This is a genomic window from Arthrobacter nitrophenolicus (assembly GCF_045833485.1).
GTDB classification, from domain to species: domain Bacteria; phylum Actinomycetota; class Actinomycetes; order Actinomycetales; family Micrococcaceae; genus Arthrobacter; species Arthrobacter nitrophenolicus.
Genome location: NZ_CP174504.1, coordinates 3,055,669 through 3,073,377, shown reverse-complemented (window position 1 = coordinate 3,073,377; position 17,709 = coordinate 3,055,669). Strand labels below are relative to the sequence as shown.

Genomic DNA, 17,709 nt, shown 5'->3' with positions numbered 1-17,709 from the left:
CATGGCGCTGCTGGACAGGCTTCCGCGGCATCTCTTCACCCAGCGAGGCTGGGGGATGCTGGGCGCCGGCGCCGCCGCCCTGGCCGCCGCATACATCATGGGCCGGCGCGACCTGCTCACGCTCAGCGTCCTGCTGCTGGTCCTTCCCCTGGTTTCGCTGGCCGGCATCCGCCTGGTCAAGCCGCGTTTCCGAGTCTCCCGGGAGTTCAACCCCTCCCCCGTGGAAACGTCGGCCCCCACCACTGTGCGGCTGGCCGTTTCCCGGACCGGAAACGGCAGCGGCCGGGCCACCATGGAGGAGCGCCTGCCGCCACGGTTCGGTGAATCCCCCGCATTCCGGTTCCCGTCCCGGTCAGCCACAGGCGGAACCAGCCGCTATGAGTACCACCTGCGCTCTGCCCGGCGGGGCCAGTTCCGCATTGGGCCGGTCACGGCTGAGTTCACCGACCCGTTCGGGCTTTCCCTGCACCGCCAGGCCATCGACGACGGCGACATCCTGACGGTGACGCCTGCCGCCGTCGTACTGCCCCTGACCGGACTCGCCGGGGCACGCGGCAACGACGGCGTCACAGCGACCAGGATCCGGGCCAACCCGAGCGACGACGACGTCATGACCCGCGAATACCGCCACGGCGATCCCATGCGCCGGGTCCACTGGGCGGCCACCGCCCGGCACGGCGCCCTCATGGTGAGGCAGGAGGAATCCGTCACCACGCCCGAGGCGACCATCATCCTGGACCACCGCTTTCCGGCGTTTTCCTCCGGTTCCACGGCCGTGTCTGCCGGGCTGTCCGCACAGGACGGGCCTGCCATGGCCACCAGCGGCACGTTCGAGTGGGCAGTGGTGGCGGCGATGTCCATCAGCGCGCATCTCTCAGAACGCAACTACGGCCTGCGCCTGCTCGATGTCCGCGGGGAACCGGCGTTCCTCCATTCCCCGTCTGCGCCCGACCCGGAAGCGGAGGAATACAGCGGCACCTCCGGTCTCCAGTCGATCGCCGAAAGCCTTGCCGCGATCCAGCTCACCGCGCCACACCACCACCAGCACCGCGACGGCCGGCTCCCGGACGCGGCGCCCCGCGGGTTCTCCCTCCCCGGGCTCTCCGGCCACCGTAACCGCGCCAGCCAGGATTCCGGGCCTCCATCCTTCGACGACCGGCTGATGGACAAGCTGTCAGCCCACCGCATGCGGGGGCCCCTGATTGCCGTGCTGGGGAGGATCTCGCCCGAGGAGGCGCTGTCCCTCGCCCCTGCCGCCGGTTACGGCACGAACGCCTTCGCCATCGTGGTGGCGGACAGGCCTGCGGACTTCGATCCTGTCCTCGAGGCGCTGCGCCAGGGCGGGTGGCGTGCGGTGGCCGTACCGCCGTCGGTCCCGGTGGCCTCGGCGTGGGGACAGTTCGACCAGGACGTGGAGCTCCCGGCACCGGCCGTGGAAGTCAGGCGCGGGGCGGGGGTGGTCCGGTGACCATCGCCCCGGCCCGGTCTCCGGAGACCGGGCAGCATCAGCAGGCTGCGGGAGCCTCCCCCGCCCGGTCCCGCGTTGGTGCCTTTCCCTGGGCGATGGCGCTGGCGGTATCGGTAGCGGTCTGCGGTGCTGCCCTCTCCCTGAACGGTGTGCTGAGGGGCTGGGGCTGGTACTGGCCCGTGCTCACCACGGTGCTGGCGGTAAGCTTCACCCTGGCATCGCTGCGCGCCATCCGGGCCCAGCCGCTGCTGGTGACTGCCGGCGGTTTCCTGTCGCTGGCCGCAATCCTGACCCTCACGTTCTTCCGCGGTTCGAGCGTCCTGGGGTTCATCCCCACCCCTGCCACTTTCACCGAGCTGGGCCGGTTCATCCGGCGCGCCAGCGAAACCGTCCTCTCCGAAACCGCGCCGGTGGCGCCGAACGCCGGAATCGTCATGGTGATGTGCGCCGTCCTCGGCCTGGCCGTCATCCTCGTGGACGCACTAGCCGTACCCCTGGGCATGCCCGCCGCTACCGGGGTGGGTTTGTTCGCCATCCTGGTGGTTCCGGCCGTGATCAAGCCGCAAAGCGTCGGATTCTGGGGCTTCACCGGCGCCGTTGCCGGCTACCTGATGATCCTTGCGTTCAGCCAATGGTTCGCCCCCGACCCGCGCACCCAGGCCGATTCCGCGCGGACCCCCGGGCAGGTCCGGCGGGCAGCGTTGACGGGTGCCGCTGCCCTGGTTGCCGCCCAACTGGTTGCACTGGCCATCCCCGGATTCGACCAGGGGACATTCCCGCAGGGCTCCCGGCTCAATCCGTGGGGCACCTCCACCGGACTGAACCCCATGATCACCCTGGGAAACAGCCTGCGGGCCCCTGACGGCAGCGGCCGGATCACCTACGCCACCAATGCGGCCAGCCCGCTCTACCTGCGGTCGGTCACGGTGGACAACTTCGACGGCGAATCCTGGGGCCCGGACGACCGCAACGCCTCCCGGCTTCCGCTCGTGGGGCAGATCGACCCCGGCTACGCCGCCCCGGCAAGCGACCAGGTGCAGCAGGTGACTGCCATCGATACCGGCTCCTTCAACAGCCCCTACCTTCCGGCACCGTACGCTCCCGAATCAGTGCGGGGGCTGGACGGCCGTTGGACCTGGGATCCGGCCACCCTCAGCATCAAGGGTTCGGACACCACCTCCCGGCGGCAGGAATACGTGGTCACGTCGTCGGTGCCGAACCTTTCCGCCGACCTCCTGGCGCAGTCCTCCGCGCCGCTGCGGAACATTCCCGAGGACTTCACCAGGATCCCCGGCAACGTGCCGGAGATCGTGCGGACCACTGCCGGGACCGTAGCAGGCCCCGGCAACACCCCGTACCAGAAGGCGATGGCCATCCAGCGGTACCTTCGCTCGGCAGAGTTCACTTATTCCCTGCAGTCACCGGTCCAGAACGGCTATGACGGCAACGGCCTGTCCGTCCTGGCTGACTTCCTGGAGCAGAAGAGCGGCTACTGCATCCACTACGCATCGGCCATGGCCGTCATGGCAAGGCTGGAAGGTATCCCCAGCCGGATCGCGGTGGGCTACGCTCCGGGAAGGCTGACCCGAGCCACTGTCACGGTGGCCGGCCAGGGAGCGCTTCCCGAGTTCGAGGTGGATGCGCGCGACGCACATGCCTGGCCGGAACTGTACTTCCAGGGCGTGGGCTGGGTGCCTTTCGAGCCCACCCCCTCCCGCGGCGTGGTTCCCGGCTACGCGAGCGAGTCCTCGTCCCCATCCGCCCCGGGTGCAGTCGACAATGGGGATGACCTGGTTCCTGACGCCACTCCGGCGCCAGCCCCCGCGCCCAGCGCTGCCCCTGTTCCGGTTCCGGGCACGGGCGGCGGCACGGACGCCGGCCTGCAGCTCCTGCCGTTCCTGATCGGCGCCGGCGCAGTCCTGGGTGCGGCCCTGCTGGCCGCGTCACCGCACCTGGTCCGGGCCGCTGCCCGGACCTGTCGGCTCCGGCCCAGGAACCCGGGTGAGGCTGTCCCGCTGGCGTGGAGCGAAGTGGTGGACCTGGGTACCGACTTCGGGGTGGCCCCGGTCCCAAGCGAGACCCCGCGGGCCTATGCCGGCCGGCTTCGCAGCCGCTTTGGGGAACCCGGCGGCATGGATGCGGCTGCCCATCGGGCCGTGGGGGTTCTCACCTCGGATTTCGAGCGGTACAGGTACGGCCGGCCCCAGCCGGCGGGGCCGAACACGGGCGGCCCTGGGCGGGAGCGGCAGGATGCGGGCGGCGCCGACCCGGCGGAACACATTGGAGCCCTGGAGTTCGCCTTGCGCTGCAACGCCACCCGGTGGCAGCGGTTCCGCGCCGCCTGGCTTCCGCCGTCAGTCATGGGCCGGCTGGGACGGATGGTCGCGGCACCTTTCCGGGCGGCGGGACGGCTTCTCGCCGCAACGGCAAAGGCCGCCTCCCGCGCCCTGCCCGTGCGTTCACGGTAAGGGCGGGCGGCGGCCTGCGGCCCGGGCTCGCCTGCCCGGGCCGAAGCACTCCCCTGATTGTTATCCCGCGTAGGGGTCGGCGATGCCGATGTACTGGGTGTACAGGTATTCCTCGATGCCCTCCAGGCCGCCTTCGCGTCCCAGGCCGGACTGCTTGACGCCGCCGAAGGGTGCTGCCGCGTTCGAGATGACGCCGGCGTTCAGGCCCAGCATGCCGGTCTCAAGGCGTTCGCCCATCCGGATGCCGCGGTTCAGGTCCTTGGTGAAGACGTAGGCCACCAGACCGTACTCGGTGTTGTTGGCCAGGCGGACGGCGTCATCTTCCGAGGAGAAGGTGATGATCGGGGCCACGGGTCCGAAGATTTCCTCGGACAGGATGCGGGTTCCCTCGGTGACGCCAGCCAGGATGGTGGGCTGGTAGAAGTAGCCCGGCCCGTCCACCGGAGCGCCACCCAGGACGGCCTTCGCACCGGAGGCCACAGCGTCTGACACCAGCTCGTGGACCTTGTCACGGCTCTTGGCGTCGATCAGCGGGCCCACCTTGGACTCGGGTTCGGTGCCGCGTGCGGTGGTCATTTCCTTCATCTTCGCGGCAAACTTCTCCGCGAATTCGGTGGCCACGGACTCGTGCACGATGAACCGGTTGGCCGCGGTGCAGGCCTCGCCCATGTTCCGCAGCTTCGCCAGCATGGCCCCGGCGACGGCGGCGTCCAGGTCTGCGTCCTCGAAGACGACGAACGGGGCGTTGCCGCCGAGCTCCATCGAGGTCCGCAGGACGGTTTCCGAGGCGTCGGACAGCAGGCGGCGGCCCACCTCCGTGGACCCGGTAAAGGAGAGCTTGCGCAGCCGGGCATCCTTGATCAGCGGCCCGGTCGTGGCGCCTGCAGTGGACGTGGGGATGACGTTCAGGACGCCGGCGGGCAGGCCGGCCTCCTGCATTACCGCGGCGAACAACTGCGAGGTCAGCGGTGTGAGGTTCGCGGACTTCAGCACCATGGTGCAGCCTGCGGCCACGGCGGGGGCGATCTTGCGGGTGGCCATGGCCAGCGGGAAGTTCCACGGCGTGATCAGCAGGCAGGGGCCCACCGGCTTCTTGGTGACCAGCAAGCGGGACTTGCCGTCCGGGGAAACGGAGTAGCGGCCGAAGGCGCGGACGGCTTCCTCGGAGAACCAGCGCAGGAACTCGGCGCCGTACGTCACTTCGCCGCGGGCTTCGGCCAGGGGCTTGCCCATCTCCATGGTCATCAGGAGCGCGAAGTCCTCGGCCCGCTCGGTCACCAGCTCAAAAGCACGGCGCAGGATCTCGCCGCGTTCCCGCGGGGGCACCTTCGCCCAGGATTCCTGCGCGGCCACGGCAGCGTCCAGTGCTGCGGCACCGTCCTCCGCGCCGGCGTCGGCGATGCTCAGCAGGACTTTGCCGGTGGCGGGATCCTCGACGTCGAACGTCTTGCCGGAAGCGGCATCGCGCCACTCGCCATTGATCAGCAATCCGGTGGGAACAGAGGCCAGAAGCTGGCTTTCGCGGTCCGCGCTTACGGCCGGCTGTGCGGTGACAGTCACGATGACTCCCTCGTCAGTAGGGTTGGTGGCAGCCCTCCGCTGCGGCCGGAACGGCCGGACCCATCAGGCTGATTAAGTGCCAGACTACTGCCGGGATTCGCCCGGGGTCTACGCCGCTGCGCACTGCCCGGCCCGCGTTCTGCTGTGCACCTGCACAGCAGAACCTGCAGGCTTCCAGGCGCCTGTCAGCGGGCCGCCAGCACGGCGGAATAGAGCTCCCGTTTGCTTACCCGGACGTCCTCGGCAACAGCGGCCACGGCTTCCTTGAGCCGGATGCCCTGGGCCACCAGGTCGTTCACCGCCGCGACGTGGTCCTCGGGGGTGCCCGCTGCCTGTTCCGGCGCACCGGCCACCACGACGGCGATCTCGCCCCTGACGTCGGAGTTTTCCGCCCACTGCAGGAGCTCGCCGAGCGGGCCGCGGAGGACTTCCTCGTAGGTTTTGGTCAGTTCGCGGCAGACAGCCACCCGCCGGTCCGCCCCGAAACGTTCCTTGAGCGCCCGGAGCATGGCCTCAAGCCGGTGCGGCGCCTCGAAAAAGACCATGGTGCGGCGTTCGCCGGCAAGCTCGGCCAGCCGGGCTGCCCGTTCGCCCGCTTTCCGGGGAAGGAAACCTTCGAAACAGAAACGGTCAGTCGGCAGGCCGGAGAGGGCCAGCGCCGTCAGGACGGCGGAAGGCCCGGGAACCGCCGTTACCGTCAGTCCGGCGGCCACTGCGCCTTCCACCAGCCGGAAGCCGGGATCGGACACGGACGGCATGCCGGCGTCAGTCACCATCACCAGCGTGCTGCCGGTCCTGACCTGGTCCAGCAGTTCCGAGGTCTTGGCCGCCTCATTGTGCTCGTGGTAGCTGATGATCCGCCCCGCCACCGTGATGCCGAGGCTTTGCACCAGCCGGTGCAGGCGGCGGGTGTCTTCAGCGGCAACGATGTCCGCTGTCGCCAGCAGTTCCACCAGCCGGGCGGAGGCGTCGCCCGTGTTTCCGATCGGAGTGGCGGCCAGGATGATGCGTCCTGCCGCTGCCGGGCCGGATTCTGGCGGGGTGCTGGGGTGAGGGTCCACGCCTCCAGCCTACTGCCGGGGGGACTGCCAGCCGCAAAAGGTAGCATGGGCTCGTGACGCAGACCTCGACGCAGCCGCAGGAAGCTGCACGGCTCAGCGCCGGACATCCCGCTCCCCCCGCCCCCGGCCAGGACTCCCCGGAGGCACCAACCAGCGGAGGGGAAACCCCGATGGAAGGCGGCCCGGCGGGCCGGCCATGGATCAGCCGCCCGGCAGAGGCCTTCACACGCGAAGCGCTGTACGCACGGCTCCTCGGGGAAGTGCGCTCCTGGCGGGACTACCCGCCGTCGCTGCGGCTGTGGATGCTGCTGGTTCCGGTGCTGACGGCGGTGGCCGGCGGGATCCTCCGCTTCGTCCGGCTGGACGCCCCGCACAAGCTGGTCTTTGACGAAACGTACTACGTCAAGGACGCGTACTCGTTCCTCATCAGCGGCTATGAGCGCAACTGGCCGGACAAGGCGAACGATTCCTTCAACGCCGGCGATCCGTCGGTGCTGCTCCCCTCCCCCGAATACGTGGTCCATCCGCCGGTGGGCAAGTGGATGATCGCCGCCGGGATGGCCCTGTTCGGCGCGGACAATTCCTTTGGCTGGCGGTTCGCTGCAGCGTTCACCGGCACCCTTTCCATCTTGCTCCTGGCCCTGATAGCCCTGAAACTGTTCCGGTCCCTCCCGCTGGCCGGCGCCGCCGGCCTGCTCCTTGCCGTGGACGGGCACCACCTGGTGATGTCCAGGACTTCCCTGCTGGACATCTTCCTGATGTTCTGGATCCTCGCTGCCTTCGGTGCCCTGCTGCTGGACCGGGACGATGGGCGGCGCCGGCTCGCCGCACGCCTGGCGCAGGCGGCGGCCCGGAACGGCGGACAGCCGCCGCCCCAAATGCTGTTGACCGGTCCCTGGCTCGGGATCCGCTGGTGGCGGCTGGCGGCCGGAATCTGCCTGGGACTCGCTGTGGGCACCAAATGGTCCGGGCTGTTCTTCCTGGCCGGATTTGGCCTCCTCACAGTCATCTGGGACCTCAGTGCCCGGCGCGTGGCAGGAATCCGCGGCTGGATCAGCGGCGGGGCCATCAAGGACGGGATTCCGGCGTTCCTCAGCACCGTCCCCGTGGCATTCCTGGTGTACGGGGCTACCTGGACCGGCTGGTTCCGCTCGGAGGATGCCTACTTTCGCCGCTGGGCGGAGAGCAATCCGTCCGCTGAATGGGGCTGGCTGCCGGACTCCATCAGGTCCCTCGCCCACTACCACCGCGAGGCCTACACGTTCCACCAGGGCCTCGGCTCCGAGCACCCGTATGAGGCAAGTGCCTGGAGCTGGCTGGTACTCGGCAGGCCGACGTCGTTCTTCTATGAATCCCCGGAGCAGGGCACGCCGGGATGTGCCGTAGCGAAATGCACCTCAGCCATCCTGTCCGTGGGCAACCCCCTGATCTGGTGGGCCGCCGTCATATCCCTCGTGGTCCTGCTGTTCTGGTGGGCTGGCCGGCGTGACTGGCGGGCCGGTGCGATCCTCGCCGGCGTCGGCGCCGGGTACCTTCCGTGGTTCCTCTACCCGGAGCGGACCATGTTCTACTTCTACGCCGTCTCCTTCGAGCCGTTCCTGGTCCTGGCCCTCGTCTATTGCCTGGGCCTGGTCCTGGGGCGGGCCGGGGACCCGCCATGGCGGCGCCGCGCGGGCCTGTACCTGGTGGCCCTGTTCGTGGCGGCGGCCGTCGTGCTCTCGTCCTTCTTCTACCCCATCTGGGCAGCCGAGGTCATCCCCTACGACGCCTGGCGGGTGCGGATGTGGATGCCGTCCTGGATCTAGGGCAGGATTGCAATCAGACCCGATCGAAGCCGCTGCCGCGGCCCGGCAGCGGAACGGAGACCTGCTGTGAGAGAAGCAAGCACGGAACTGCTGGTGGAGCTCGATGCCGGCAGCAACGTCACGGACCTGCTCCTGGAGCAGCACGCCGCCAATCCCGCCCACGCCCTCTACCGGCGCAAGGGCCCCAATGGCTGGGTGGATGTTCCGGCGGCAAAGTTCCTGCAGGATGTCAGCGCCCTGGCCAAGGGGCTGATCGCCGGCGGGCTTGAGCCCGGCGACACCGTGGCCGTTATGTCCGCCACGTCCTACGAATGGACGCTGGTGGACTTCGCAATCTGGTTCGCGGGCGGCGTGACCGTCCCCATCTATGAGACCTCATCCACCCGGCAGGTGGAGTGGATCATTCGGGATGCGGGCGTTCGGCGTGTTTTCGCCCAGGACCGGGCGATGGCGGAACTCGTTACCGGGGTTGTTGCCGGCTCACCCCCGCTCCGGGACCGGCTGGTGAACGTGGTACGGATGGACAGCGACGGCGAGGCCCCCAACCTCGCCAGCCTCGCCGCTGCCGGCGCCGGGGTCAGTGACGCCGAGCTTGAGCGGCACCGCAGCCGTGCGGGGTTGGACGACGTCGCGTCCCTCGTATACACCTCGGGCACCACGGGCAATCCCAAGGGCTGCGAGATCACCCATGGAAACTTCGCCCTGGTGGCCAAGAATATTGTCGCGTTCCTTCCGGAACTGCTGGTCCAGGACCAGGCGCGCACGCTCATGTTCCTGCCGCTGGCCCATGTTTTGGCGCGGGCGGTCCAGGTGGTATGCCTGACGGCGGGCGCAACGCTGGGACATACCCCTGGCGCGGCCCAGCTCCTGGAGGATCTGGGGACCTTCAAGCCCACGTTCCTGCTGGTGGTCCCGCGGATCTTCGAAAAGGTCCGGGCAACGGCCGCCCACAAGGCAGTGGTGGCCGGCAAGGGCAGGCTGTTCCAGGCCGCCTCGGCCGCTGCCATTGCCTACTCCCGGGACCTGGACAAGCAGAGCCGCGGCGAGGGTACCGGCCCGGGACTGATGTGCAGGATACGGCACGGATTGTTCGACCGTCTCCTGTATCCCCGGCTCCGGCAGGCCTTCGGTGGGCAGGTGGGGTACACCGTGTCCGGTGCGAGCCCCCTGGCCCACGATGACGCCCACTTCTTCCGCGGCGCGGGCATCCCGGTGCTGGAGGGCTACGGCCTGACCGAGACCACCGCGCCGTGCACGGCCAACACCCCGTCGCGGACACGGGTGGGGTCGGTGGGGATCCCGATCCCCGGCACCACCATCCGGGTGGCCGAAGACGGCGAAATCCTGGTCAAGGGCATCGGCGTCTTCAAGGGCTACCACGGGAATGCGGCCGCCAACGCCGAGGCCTTCGTGGACGGCTTTTTCCGCACCGGGGACCTTGGGGTGCTGGACGCCGACGGGTTCCTCACGGTGACAGGGCGGAAAAAGGACCTGCTGGTTACCGCGGGCGGAAAGAATGTGGCTCCGGGACCGCTCGAGGAAGTGATCCGGGCACACCCGCTGGTGGGCCATGCCGTGGTTGTCGGAGACGGCAGGCCGTTCGTCTCGGCGCTGGTGACCCTCGATCCGGAAGGACTCGAGAACTGGCGTTCCGAGCGCGGCCTTCCGCCCCTGACGGTCCGGGAAGCAACATCCGATCCCGGCGTGCTGGAAGCGGTGCAGGATGCCGTGGACCACGCCAACCAGCTGGTATCCAAGGCCGAATCCATCCGTTCCTTTACACTGCTGGACGCGGAGTTCACGGTCGAGTCAGGGCATTTGACCCCTTCGCTGAAACTGAAGCGGTCCGCCGTCGTGCAGGACTTCCAGGCGGAGATTGCCAGGCTCTACGCCTGATCGGCCGCCGTCTCCTTGGGCGGCAGGCCGCGGCGGCGGCGCGTCGGCCAGGTGAGGATGAGCGTCACCAGCGCCGTCAGCAGCACCAGGCCGGCGATGACGATGCCGGCATCGATCCAGAACTGGCCGGGGAACAGCCGGATCAGGGTGTCGTCCAGGCTGAAGGTCCAGGAGCCATCCGCGAAGAAGATCCGGTGGAACTCGGTGAAGAATTGCTGCCAGCCCAGGAACGCCAGTGTGCCAAGGCCCAGGATGAGGACCAGGGTGACGATGGAGCCGGCGAACAGGCCACGGCGGACTCCCCCCGTGCTGCGCTTCCGGAGGTAGAGGACAGCGATGAGGCCCAGGAGGAGCAGGAGAACCCCTGCACCGAAAGTGGACAGGATGACCAGCTTGACGTCCGCCATGTGGCTGACTTCACCGTCCTTGAACAGCTTGTCCCCGCTGCGGTGCACCAGGTCGCCAAGGTACCGGGGGCCTGACCAGTTGCTCAAATAGTCGACGGCGTAGGAGCCATACGTCATCCGGTCATCCGTGCTGAAACCGTACCCGTCGCCCGGGAAGCCTGGGCGGTTGTATTCCACCCACAGGAACAGCGGGCTGGTCACCGCGCGCACGGCGAGGACCAGGAGCACCACCGGGAAGATGATGGCCAGCAGGACCTGCATGACCCGCGGGGCCACCGGTTTGGCGTTGGCCGCGCTCTCCCGCTCCGCGTTGCGCCGTTCAACCTCTTCCTGCGGCGGACGTACCTGCAGGGCCGACGTTTCGAGGGTTTCCCGGAAGACCGGCGTGCTTTCGCGGCCGGGTGCTTCGGAGTCGTCCGAGGGTTCAGCCCCGGAAGAACGTGCGGTGGCAGGAGAAGGTTCAGTCCCGGAAGGTGCGGTCCTGTCGGAAGGCAGGACAGCCGCCTCGGCCGCTTTCCGGCCGGCCCTGCTGTCCGGCTGGGGATTTCCGGATTCCGGCTCTCCTCCGGAATTCCCCGGAACGGCAGTTGAACCGGCAGCGGCGGACAGGCCTTCAGTGGAGCCGGGTTCGCCCGCGGTCCGGGCAGGGTCCGTACCGGCCGGGGTCAGCCAGGAAAAGGCGGGCTCGTCGGAGTCGCCGGACGTATCCAGGAACGGTTCCGGCTGCGGCGCGGCGCTCTTGGCGCGGGCCGGTGTTTCGTCTTTCACAGCAGCGTCACTTCCGTAGGGTTGACACGCCGCGCCAGGGTCTGCTGGCGCACGTTTTATCTGTTCACGAGCCTACAGTCCGGGGCTAACGCGGAGCGAGGAACCACCCCGGCCGGATTACAACGATTCAGGCAGCGATTTCCGTATACCCGGCATCTTCGCGGCGCAGGTCGCCACGTTCCCCGGCCAGGTAGGCGCGCCGCCCCCACACCAGGACGTACACCCAGTAGGCAGCCAGGACGGCCGCCCCGATGCCGATCTTGGCCCACACCGGAAGCGGGCTGGGCGTGACGTACGCTTCGACGAGGCCGGAGGCAAAGAGGACCAGGACCAGGCCCAGTGCCACCGTGATCAGCGACCTGCCTTCCTCGGCCACCGCCCGGCCCCTGGTCCGGGGACCGGGCGAGACCATGGCCCAGAAGATCCGCAGGCCGGCAGCGCACGCGATAAAGACGGCGGTGAGTTCCATCAGGCCGTGCGGCAGGATGTAGCTGAAGAAGACGTCGGACTTTCCGGCAGCCGCGAATACTCCTGCCGCAATCCCCACGCCCTGCGCGTTGCCGTACAGGATCATGGGTACCCAGATGCCGGTGATGCCCAGCGCCACCGCCTGGGCGCTGATCCAGGCGTTGTTCGTCCACACCGCGCCGGCGAAGGACGCTGCCGGGTTCTCGGAGTAGTAGTCGATGAAGTCCTCCTCCACGTACTGCCTGGCGGCGGCCTCGGAAGCCACCGCCCGCAGGGCTTCGGGGGATGTTCCAATCCAGAGCGCATAGGCGGCACCGATGGCAACGAACGCCAGCCCGCAGGCAAGGGTGAGCCAGGTGAGCCGGTAGAAAGCGGCCGGGAGCGCCACCACGAAGAACCGTGCCAGGTCGGCCATCGGATTGGACCGCGCGCCGGTGAACCTGGTCCTGGCCAGCGCAAGCGTGGCAGAAAGCGAGGCGGACAGGCCGCTTTCGGGGGCAATTGAACGGATCAGGGACAGGTTGGAGGACGCGGACTGGTAGAGGGCCAACAGCTCATCGGCTTCCCGCCCGCTGAGCCTGCCCTTGGCGGCGAGTTCGTGCAGCCGTGCCCACTTGTCCCCGTTCACCGCGGAGAAGGCGTCCATATCCACGCGACCAGCCTAGCGGCACGGCACTAGACTTTGACCGTCCGCACCGTCAGCCGCGAGGGGGTACCTGCTGTGGGGTCGATCGTCACCGGCGAGGCAGTGGTCCTGGAACTGCGCCCCGCCTCGTTTGGCGCGCGTGCGCTGGGGCTTGTCCTCGACGTCCTCTTCCACGCCGTGCTGCTGGTGGTGATCCTCATTGGCGTGGCGGCGGCCGGCGAAGACCTGGATGAGGCAGCCATGCGTGCGCTGGTCCTGTCCAGCGTTATTTTCTGCCTGGTGATCCTCCCGGTGGCAGTGGAAACCCTGAGCCGGGGCCTGTCCCTGGGCAAGCTGGCAGCAGGGTTGCGGGTGGTCCGGGACGACGGCGGTGCCATCCGCTTCCGGCATGCCCTCATCCGCGGCCTCACCGGGTTCCTGGAGGTCTACCTGACCCTGGGCGGGCTCGCGCTGGCGGTGGCACTCTTCAACGACAAATCGCGCCGGCTGGGCGACCTGCTGGCGGGAACCCATGCCATCCGCACCCGGGTGCCGGTGGAAGAAGCAGTTCCCGTCTTCGTCCCGCCGCGGCTGCACGCCTGGGCAGCGCATGCGGATATTGGAAGAATTCCCGACGCAACGGCCCGACGGGCTTCCCAGTTCATCCGCCAGGCCCACCGGATGGCACCTCTGTCACGCGCCGGAATGGCGGCGTCGATTGCCACCGAACTGGCTGCCCATGTGGCCCCTCCCCCGCCGGCGGGGACCAGCGCGGACGACTTCCTTGCCGCCGTCGTTGCCGAACGCCGTTCCCGCGAACTCGCCAGGCTGACGCAGCTGCGCCGCCGCAACGCGGAGGCGGGCGAGCGCCTGCACCGGTTGCCGTTCAGCAGCTGACGTCAGTTGTCGTACTCGCTCCAGGGGATGTTCCAGTCACCGAAGCCGTCGTCGTGCGCTGCATAGTCACCTTCGGTGTTCACGATATGCACCACGTCCCCGGTGCCCATGTTGTCGAAGACCCAGGCAGCGCCGTCGGGAGCGAATCCGATGCAGCCGTGTGAAACGTTCGTGTTGCCGATGAAGGGGTAGGCCGACTCGAGGGCCTGGTGGATATATGCGCCGCTGAGCGTGAGGCGGATGGTGTACTCCACATCCACGTCCCCGTAGTACGCGGGATCGTCCGGCTTCAAGCCGATGCTGGAGGCACGGAAATGGTCGTAGCGCTTCTTCTCCATCAGCACCCCGTAGCCGCGGGCCGACGGGAAGCGCTTGTCCCCCATACTCACCGGCAAGGTCTTGACCGGCTGGTCATTGATGCTGAGGGTGAAGGTGTGGGCTGCGGCGTCAGCCACGGCCACCTTCTTGTCACCGATCGCGATGTTGACCTTCTTGTTGAAGTTCGCGATCTGGCCGTTGCCCAGGTCCACGCCGAACAGCTGCATGTCCATCGAGATGGTGGAGTTGGCAACCCAGAAACCCTCGGCGCGGTACCGGACCATCTTGTCGCTGTGCCAGTGGAACGCACCCACCTGGCCGGCGCTGCTGGTGATCTTGATGGCCTTTTCCACGGCGTCCCGGTTGAGGACGGGTTCGCTGAAGATAATCTGCAGCGGCTGTCCCACGCCCACTTTCATGCCGTCCAGCGGGTAGATGGCGGCGTCGGCCTCATGCGAACTGGAGACGGTGCTGAAGGACTGGGTGGTGCTTGTTTCGCGGCCCGCGCCGTCCTTCACCACATAGGTGTAGCTGTAGTCGGTGTTGAACTTGAGCGGACCGGCAGCGGTCCACCCGGTGCCGGCCGCGTCAATGCTGCCTTCCACCGTTTCACCCGACGTACTGGTCAACGTCACACGCTCGATGGTGCCGTTGCTGACCTTGAGCGATACCGGGGCCGCGGGGTTGACCTGCTTGGCACCGTTCGCGGGCGCCGCGTCCGACTTCACCGGGGCGACGACGGGGGCGGCCAGGCCCGGGGAGGTCCGGACGGCGGAGCCGGCTTCCGATTCCAGCACCGCGCCGGCGAGTCCCGGTGCGACGGCAGCGAAAACGCCGCCCACAGCTGCGAGGAGGCAGACGACGGCGACGATGAGAATCTTTTTTGCTGTCCGCGGGCGGCGCGGCTGGGCTTCCGGCTCCATGTTCCGATCCTAGGGGTTGGAAGTAACGACCCGGGTGCTCGGGGCACCCGGGTACTTTACTTCTTAGTAACGGTAGTGCTCGGGCTTGTACGGGCCGGCGACGTCGATGTCCAGGTACTCGGCCTGGTCCTTGGTCAGCTCGGTCAGCTCCACGCCCAGGGCGTCGAGGTGCAGCCGGGCCACCTTCTCGTCCAGGACCTTGGGCAGGACGTACACCTGGTTCTCGTACTCGCGGCGGCCGTCGGCCTGGTCCTTCTTGGTCCAAAGCTCAACCTGGGCGATGACCTGGTTGGCGAAGGAGTTGCTCATCACGAAGGACGGGTGCCCGGTGGCGTTGCCCAGGTTCAGCAGGCGGCCTTCGGACAGCACGATGATGGAACGCTCCGCGTCGGTTCCGGCCTCGAACACCCATTCGTGGACCTGCGGCTTGATCTCCACCTTCTTGATGCCGGGCGTCCTTGCCAGTCCGGCCATGTCGATCTCGTTGTCGAAGTGCCCGATGTTGCCGACGATGGCCTTGTTCTTCATCCCGGCCATGTGCTCGGCCATGATGACGTCCTTGTTGCCCGTGGTGGTGATGAAGATGTCGCCCTGGGCAAGGACGGTTTCGAGCCGGGCCACCTGGTAACCGTCCATCGCTGCCTGCAGCGCGCAGATGGGGTCGATTTCGGTCACGATCACACGTGATCCCTGGCCGCGCAGCGCCTCCGCGGCGCCCTTTCCGACGTCGCCGTAGCCGCAGACGACGGCGACCTTGCCGCCCATGAGGACGTCCGTGGCCCGGTTGATGCCGTCGGGCAGGGAGTGCCGGATTCCGTACTTGTTGTCGAACTTGCTCTTGGTGACCGAGTCATTGACGTTGATTGCGGGAAACAGCAGCTTTCCCTGCTCAGCGAGCTGGTACAGGCGGTGGACACCGGTGGTGGTTTCCTCGCTGACGCCCTTGATGGTGGAGGCGGTGCGGGTCCACTTCTGCGGGTCTGCTGCGATCGAGCGGCGGATGACGTCGAGGAAGATGCCGTATTCCTCCGAGTCCGTGGGACCGGCGGACGGGACGTTGCCGGCCGCTTCGAATTCCACGCCCTTGTGCACCAGCATGGTGGCGTCGCCGCCGTCGTCGAGGATCATGTTGGGACCCAGCTCGGGGTTGGATTCCGCGCCGGGCCAGGTGAGGATCTGTTCGGCAGTCCACCAGTATTCCTCAAGCGTTTCGCCCTTCCAGGCGAAGACCGGCACGCCCTGCGGGTCCTCCGGGGTGCCGTTGCCCACGACGACGGCTGCCGCGGCTTCGTCCTGGGTGGAGAAGATGTTGCATGAGGCCCAGCGAACCTCAGCACCCAGCGCGGTCAGTGTTTCGATCAGGACGGCGGTCTGCACGGTCATATGCAGCGAACCGGCGATCCGGGCACCCTTCAGCGGCTGGCTGGCGCCGAATTCCTCGCGCAGGGACATGAGGCCGGGCATTTCATGCTCGGCCAGGCGGATCTGGTGCCGCCCTGCTTCAGCCAGGGAGATGTCGGCAACTTTGTAGTCGAAAGTCATGGTGGTCCTTTGCTGTATCCGGTGCTGCTGTGTCCGTGCTGGACGACGCGGTGTTCTGGCGCCTGCGGCGCCAATGGGTGCGGGGGAAGCCGTGCGGCGCTAGACGGCGGAAGCGGCCTGTCCGGGCTGATGACGGTCGGAATCGTGCTGGTCCGAGCCCGCCGACGTAGCCGCGGCCAGCAACTCCGGCGGCAGGAGGAGCGGGATGCCGTCCTCGATGGCGTAGCGGGGCTTTGCGCCGCTTTCCGCGGCGGCGGTGGCCACCAGCTCGTCGCCGTCCTGGACCAGGGGTGAACCCGTCACGGGGCAACGCAGGACGGACAGCAGTTCAGGACTGATCTTTGGCATTGGGTTCATGCTCCCTGGCGGGCGCGCTGGCGCCGGTAGCGGACTGGTGTGCAGGTTCCAGCGTACCGCCAGACCGGCTTCAGGACGGCTCGCGCAGGACGCGCAGGTGGCCCCGGCGGGTACCCTCGGTGCCGGCCGGGGCTTCCAGCGCGGCGTGCGGGCCGCGCTGCGCCGGCTGCTGCTGGGCCTGGACAGGCAGTGCCGCCGCGTCCCTGACCGCGTTGGCGAGGGCGAGCAGGTCATCGGGGCCGGGCTGCTGCGGCGTGGACGGCATGGCCAGCCTCAGCACCTCCCAGCCACGGGGCACTGTGAGCGAATCGGCGTGCTGCTCGCAGAGATCGTAGCAATGCGGTTCAGCGTAGGTGGCCAAGGGACCGAGGACGGCGGTGGAGTCCGCGTACACGTACGTCAGGGTAGCCACCGCTGACTGGCGGCAGGCAGATCTTGAACACTGACGGATAGCTCCCACGACATCCCAGACTACTCGCTGCCGCCGCCAAAACGCCGCATTGCCGCCCCGGACGTGACGCGTCTTCGCCTCAAGGGGAATCTATCGCGTTAATCATTTCCCGGGTTTACAGTCAATGTATGCAGTCATCGAACCAGAAATCAGGCTTTACGGTCCGGTTGGCTGACCCGGATGCCCGCAAGGACCAGGGTGGAGAGTCCGCAGGCAGGAGCTTCATGCAGCGCCGGCGGAACCGCCATGGGCGCGGCCTCCGGGGTGAGGTGATGCTGCCCACGCATCCCGGGTACCGGACCCGCTCGGACCGCTTTGATGACATGGTCCTGGACTCCGCACAGCGGCTGCACGACATCTGGGGGAAGACCCTGGACGGTGTCAGGTTCGGCGTCGACGAGATCCCCCCGGACCTGGAACTCCTGGCTGCCAGTTCGGCGCCGGTCCCCATGGGGTCCTACTCCCCCGCCACCGATGAGGATGGACCGATGATCACGGTGTATCGCCGGGTGGTGGAACAGGCATGCCCCGGGGTTGAGGAACTGCAGGACCTGGTCCATGACGTCGTGGTGGAGCACACCGCTGAAATGCTGGGCGTGGCCCCCGAAACCCTGGACCCTGTGTACCGGCGCCGCTACTGACGCCCGCCCCCTCGGGCGGGCCGCCGCCGTTGCACCGGCGCCGGCCTGGCCGGC

The 17,709-nt window shown here is 68.1% G+C and carries 14 protein-coding genes; 6 read left to right on the top strand and 8 right to left on the bottom strand.

Features of this window, described 5'->3' with window-relative positions; translation table 11 throughout:
• The first annotated feature begins 1 nt into the window (after position 1).
• On the top strand, positions 2-1,468 hold the full coding sequence (locus ACJJV6_RS14280) for a DUF58 domain-containing protein (protein WP_407709265.1): 1,467 nt from the start codon (positions 2-4) through the stop codon (positions 1,466-1,468).
• A complete protein-coding gene (locus ACJJV6_RS14275; RefSeq protein ID WP_009356252.1) occupies positions 1,465-3,936 on the top strand; it encodes a DUF3488 and transglutaminase-like domain-containing protein in 2,472 nt (823 codons plus the stop codon). The genes ACJJV6_RS14280 and ACJJV6_RS14275 overlap by 4 nt, the downstream gene beginning before the upstream one ends.
• Positions 3,937-3,996: 60 nt before the next feature.
• Here ACJJV6_RS14275 and ACJJV6_RS14270 read toward each other — a convergent pair whose 3' ends face one another.
• Positions 3,997-5,496 (bottom strand): NAD-dependent succinate-semialdehyde dehydrogenase, encoded by a 1,500-nt coding sequence (locus ACJJV6_RS14270; protein WP_009356251.1) that lies wholly within the window; start codon positions 5,494-5,496, stop codon positions 3,997-3,999.
• 185 nt (positions 5,497-5,681) lie between these two features.
• Positions 5,682-6,557: a 16S rRNA (cytidine(1402)-2'-O)-methyltransferase gene (gene rsmI, locus ACJJV6_RS14265; protein WP_009356250.1), complete on the bottom strand. Its 876-nt coding sequence runs from the start codon at positions 6,555-6,557 to the stop codon at positions 5,682-5,684.
• 53 nt (positions 6,558-6,610) lie between these two features.
• On the opposite strand from rsmI, the gene ACJJV6_RS14260 reads away from it, so the two are divergent.
• On the top strand, positions 6,611-8,362 hold the full coding sequence (locus tag ACJJV6_RS14260) for a dolichyl-phosphate-mannose--protein mannosyltransferase (protein ID WP_407709264.1): 1,752 nt from the start codon (positions 6,611-6,613) through the stop codon (positions 8,360-8,362).
• A gap of 66 nt (positions 8,363-8,428) precedes the next feature.
• Complete coding sequence (locus ACJJV6_RS14255) at positions 8,429-10,258, top strand: AMP-dependent synthetase/ligase (protein ID WP_407709263.1); 1,830 nt, start codon at positions 8,429-8,431, stop codon at positions 10,256-10,258.
• On the opposite strand, the gene ACJJV6_RS14250 is transcribed toward ACJJV6_RS14255, so the two are convergent.
• Positions 10,249-11,433, bottom strand: coding sequence for a TIGR01906 family membrane protein (locus ACJJV6_RS14250; RefSeq protein WP_407709262.1), 1,185 nt, complete (start codon positions 11,431-11,433; stop codon positions 10,249-10,251). The two genes, ACJJV6_RS14255 and ACJJV6_RS14250, sit on opposite strands and share 10 nt — an antisense overlap.
• A 127-nt stretch (positions 11,434-11,560) precedes the next feature.
• Complete coding sequence (locus ACJJV6_RS14245) at positions 11,561-12,553, bottom strand: stage II sporulation protein M (protein WP_200859116.1); 993 nt, start codon at positions 12,551-12,553, stop codon at positions 11,561-11,563.
• A gap of 69 nt (positions 12,554-12,622) precedes the next feature.
• Between ACJJV6_RS14245 and ACJJV6_RS14240 the strand changes: the two genes are divergently transcribed.
• Positions 12,623-13,423 (top strand): RDD family protein, encoded by an 801-nt coding sequence (locus tag ACJJV6_RS14240; protein WP_407710508.1) that lies wholly within the window; start codon positions 12,623-12,625, stop codon positions 13,421-13,423.
• Between the two features lie 2 nt (positions 13,424-13,425).
• On the opposite strand, the gene ACJJV6_RS14235 is transcribed toward ACJJV6_RS14240, so the two are convergent.
• From ACJJV6_RS14235 to ACJJV6_RS14220, 4 genes are all read right to left on the bottom strand, one after another.
• Positions 13,426-14,664: an Ig-like domain-containing protein gene (locus ACJJV6_RS14235; protein ID WP_407709261.1), complete on the bottom strand. Its 1,239-nt coding sequence runs from the start codon at positions 14,662-14,664 to the stop codon at positions 13,426-13,428.
• A gap of 63 nt (positions 14,665-14,727) precedes the next feature.
• Complete coding sequence (gene ahcY / locus ACJJV6_RS14230; protein ID WP_133351011.1) at positions 14,728-16,206, bottom strand: adenosylhomocysteinase; 1,479 nt, start codon at positions 16,204-16,206, stop codon at positions 14,728-14,730.
• Between the two features lie 99 nt (positions 16,207-16,305).
• Positions 16,306-16,554 carry a Trm112 family protein gene (locus ACJJV6_RS14225; RefSeq protein WP_009356243.1) on the bottom strand — a complete coding sequence of 83 codons (249 nt, stop codon included), beginning with the start codon at positions 16,552-16,554 and terminating at the stop codon, positions 16,306-16,308.
• Positions 16,555-16,633: 79 nt separating this feature from the next.
• Positions 16,634-17,023, bottom strand: a complete 390-nt coding sequence (locus tag ACJJV6_RS14220) for a DUF3499 domain-containing protein (RefSeq protein WP_035751569.1) — start codon at positions 17,021-17,023, stop codon at positions 16,634-16,636.
• A 119-nt stretch (positions 17,024-17,142) separates the two neighbouring features.
• On the opposite strand from ACJJV6_RS14220, the gene ACJJV6_RS14215 reads away from it, so the two are divergent.
• Positions 17,143-17,655: a metallopeptidase family protein gene (locus ACJJV6_RS14215; RefSeq protein WP_354175457.1), complete on the top strand. Its 513-nt coding sequence runs from the start codon at positions 17,143-17,145 to the stop codon at positions 17,653-17,655.
• The last annotated feature ends 54 nt before the right edge of the window (positions 17,656-17,709 follow it).

Bases quoted from the DNA above. Each gene is read 5' to 3' on its own strand.
- ACJJV6_RS14280 (WP_407709265.1), top strand. From the start codon at position 2: ATGGCGCTGCTGGACAGGCTTCCGCGGCATCTCTTCACCCAGCGAGGC.
- ACJJV6_RS14235 (WP_407709261.1), bottom strand. From the start codon at position 14,664: ATGGAGCCGGAAGCCCAGCCGCGCCGCCCGCGGACAGCAAAAAAGATT.
- ahcY (WP_133351011.1), bottom strand. From the start codon at position 16,206: ATGACTTTCGACTACAAAGTTGCCGACATCTCCCTGGCTGAAGCAGGG.
- ACJJV6_RS14225 (WP_009356243.1), bottom strand. From the start codon at position 16,554: ATGCCAAAGATCAGTCCTGAACTGCTGTCCGTCCTGCGTTGCCCCGTG.
- ACJJV6_RS14215 (WP_354175457.1), top strand. From the start codon at position 17,143: ATGCAGTCATCGAACCAGAAATCAGGCTTTACGGTCCGGTTGGCTGAC.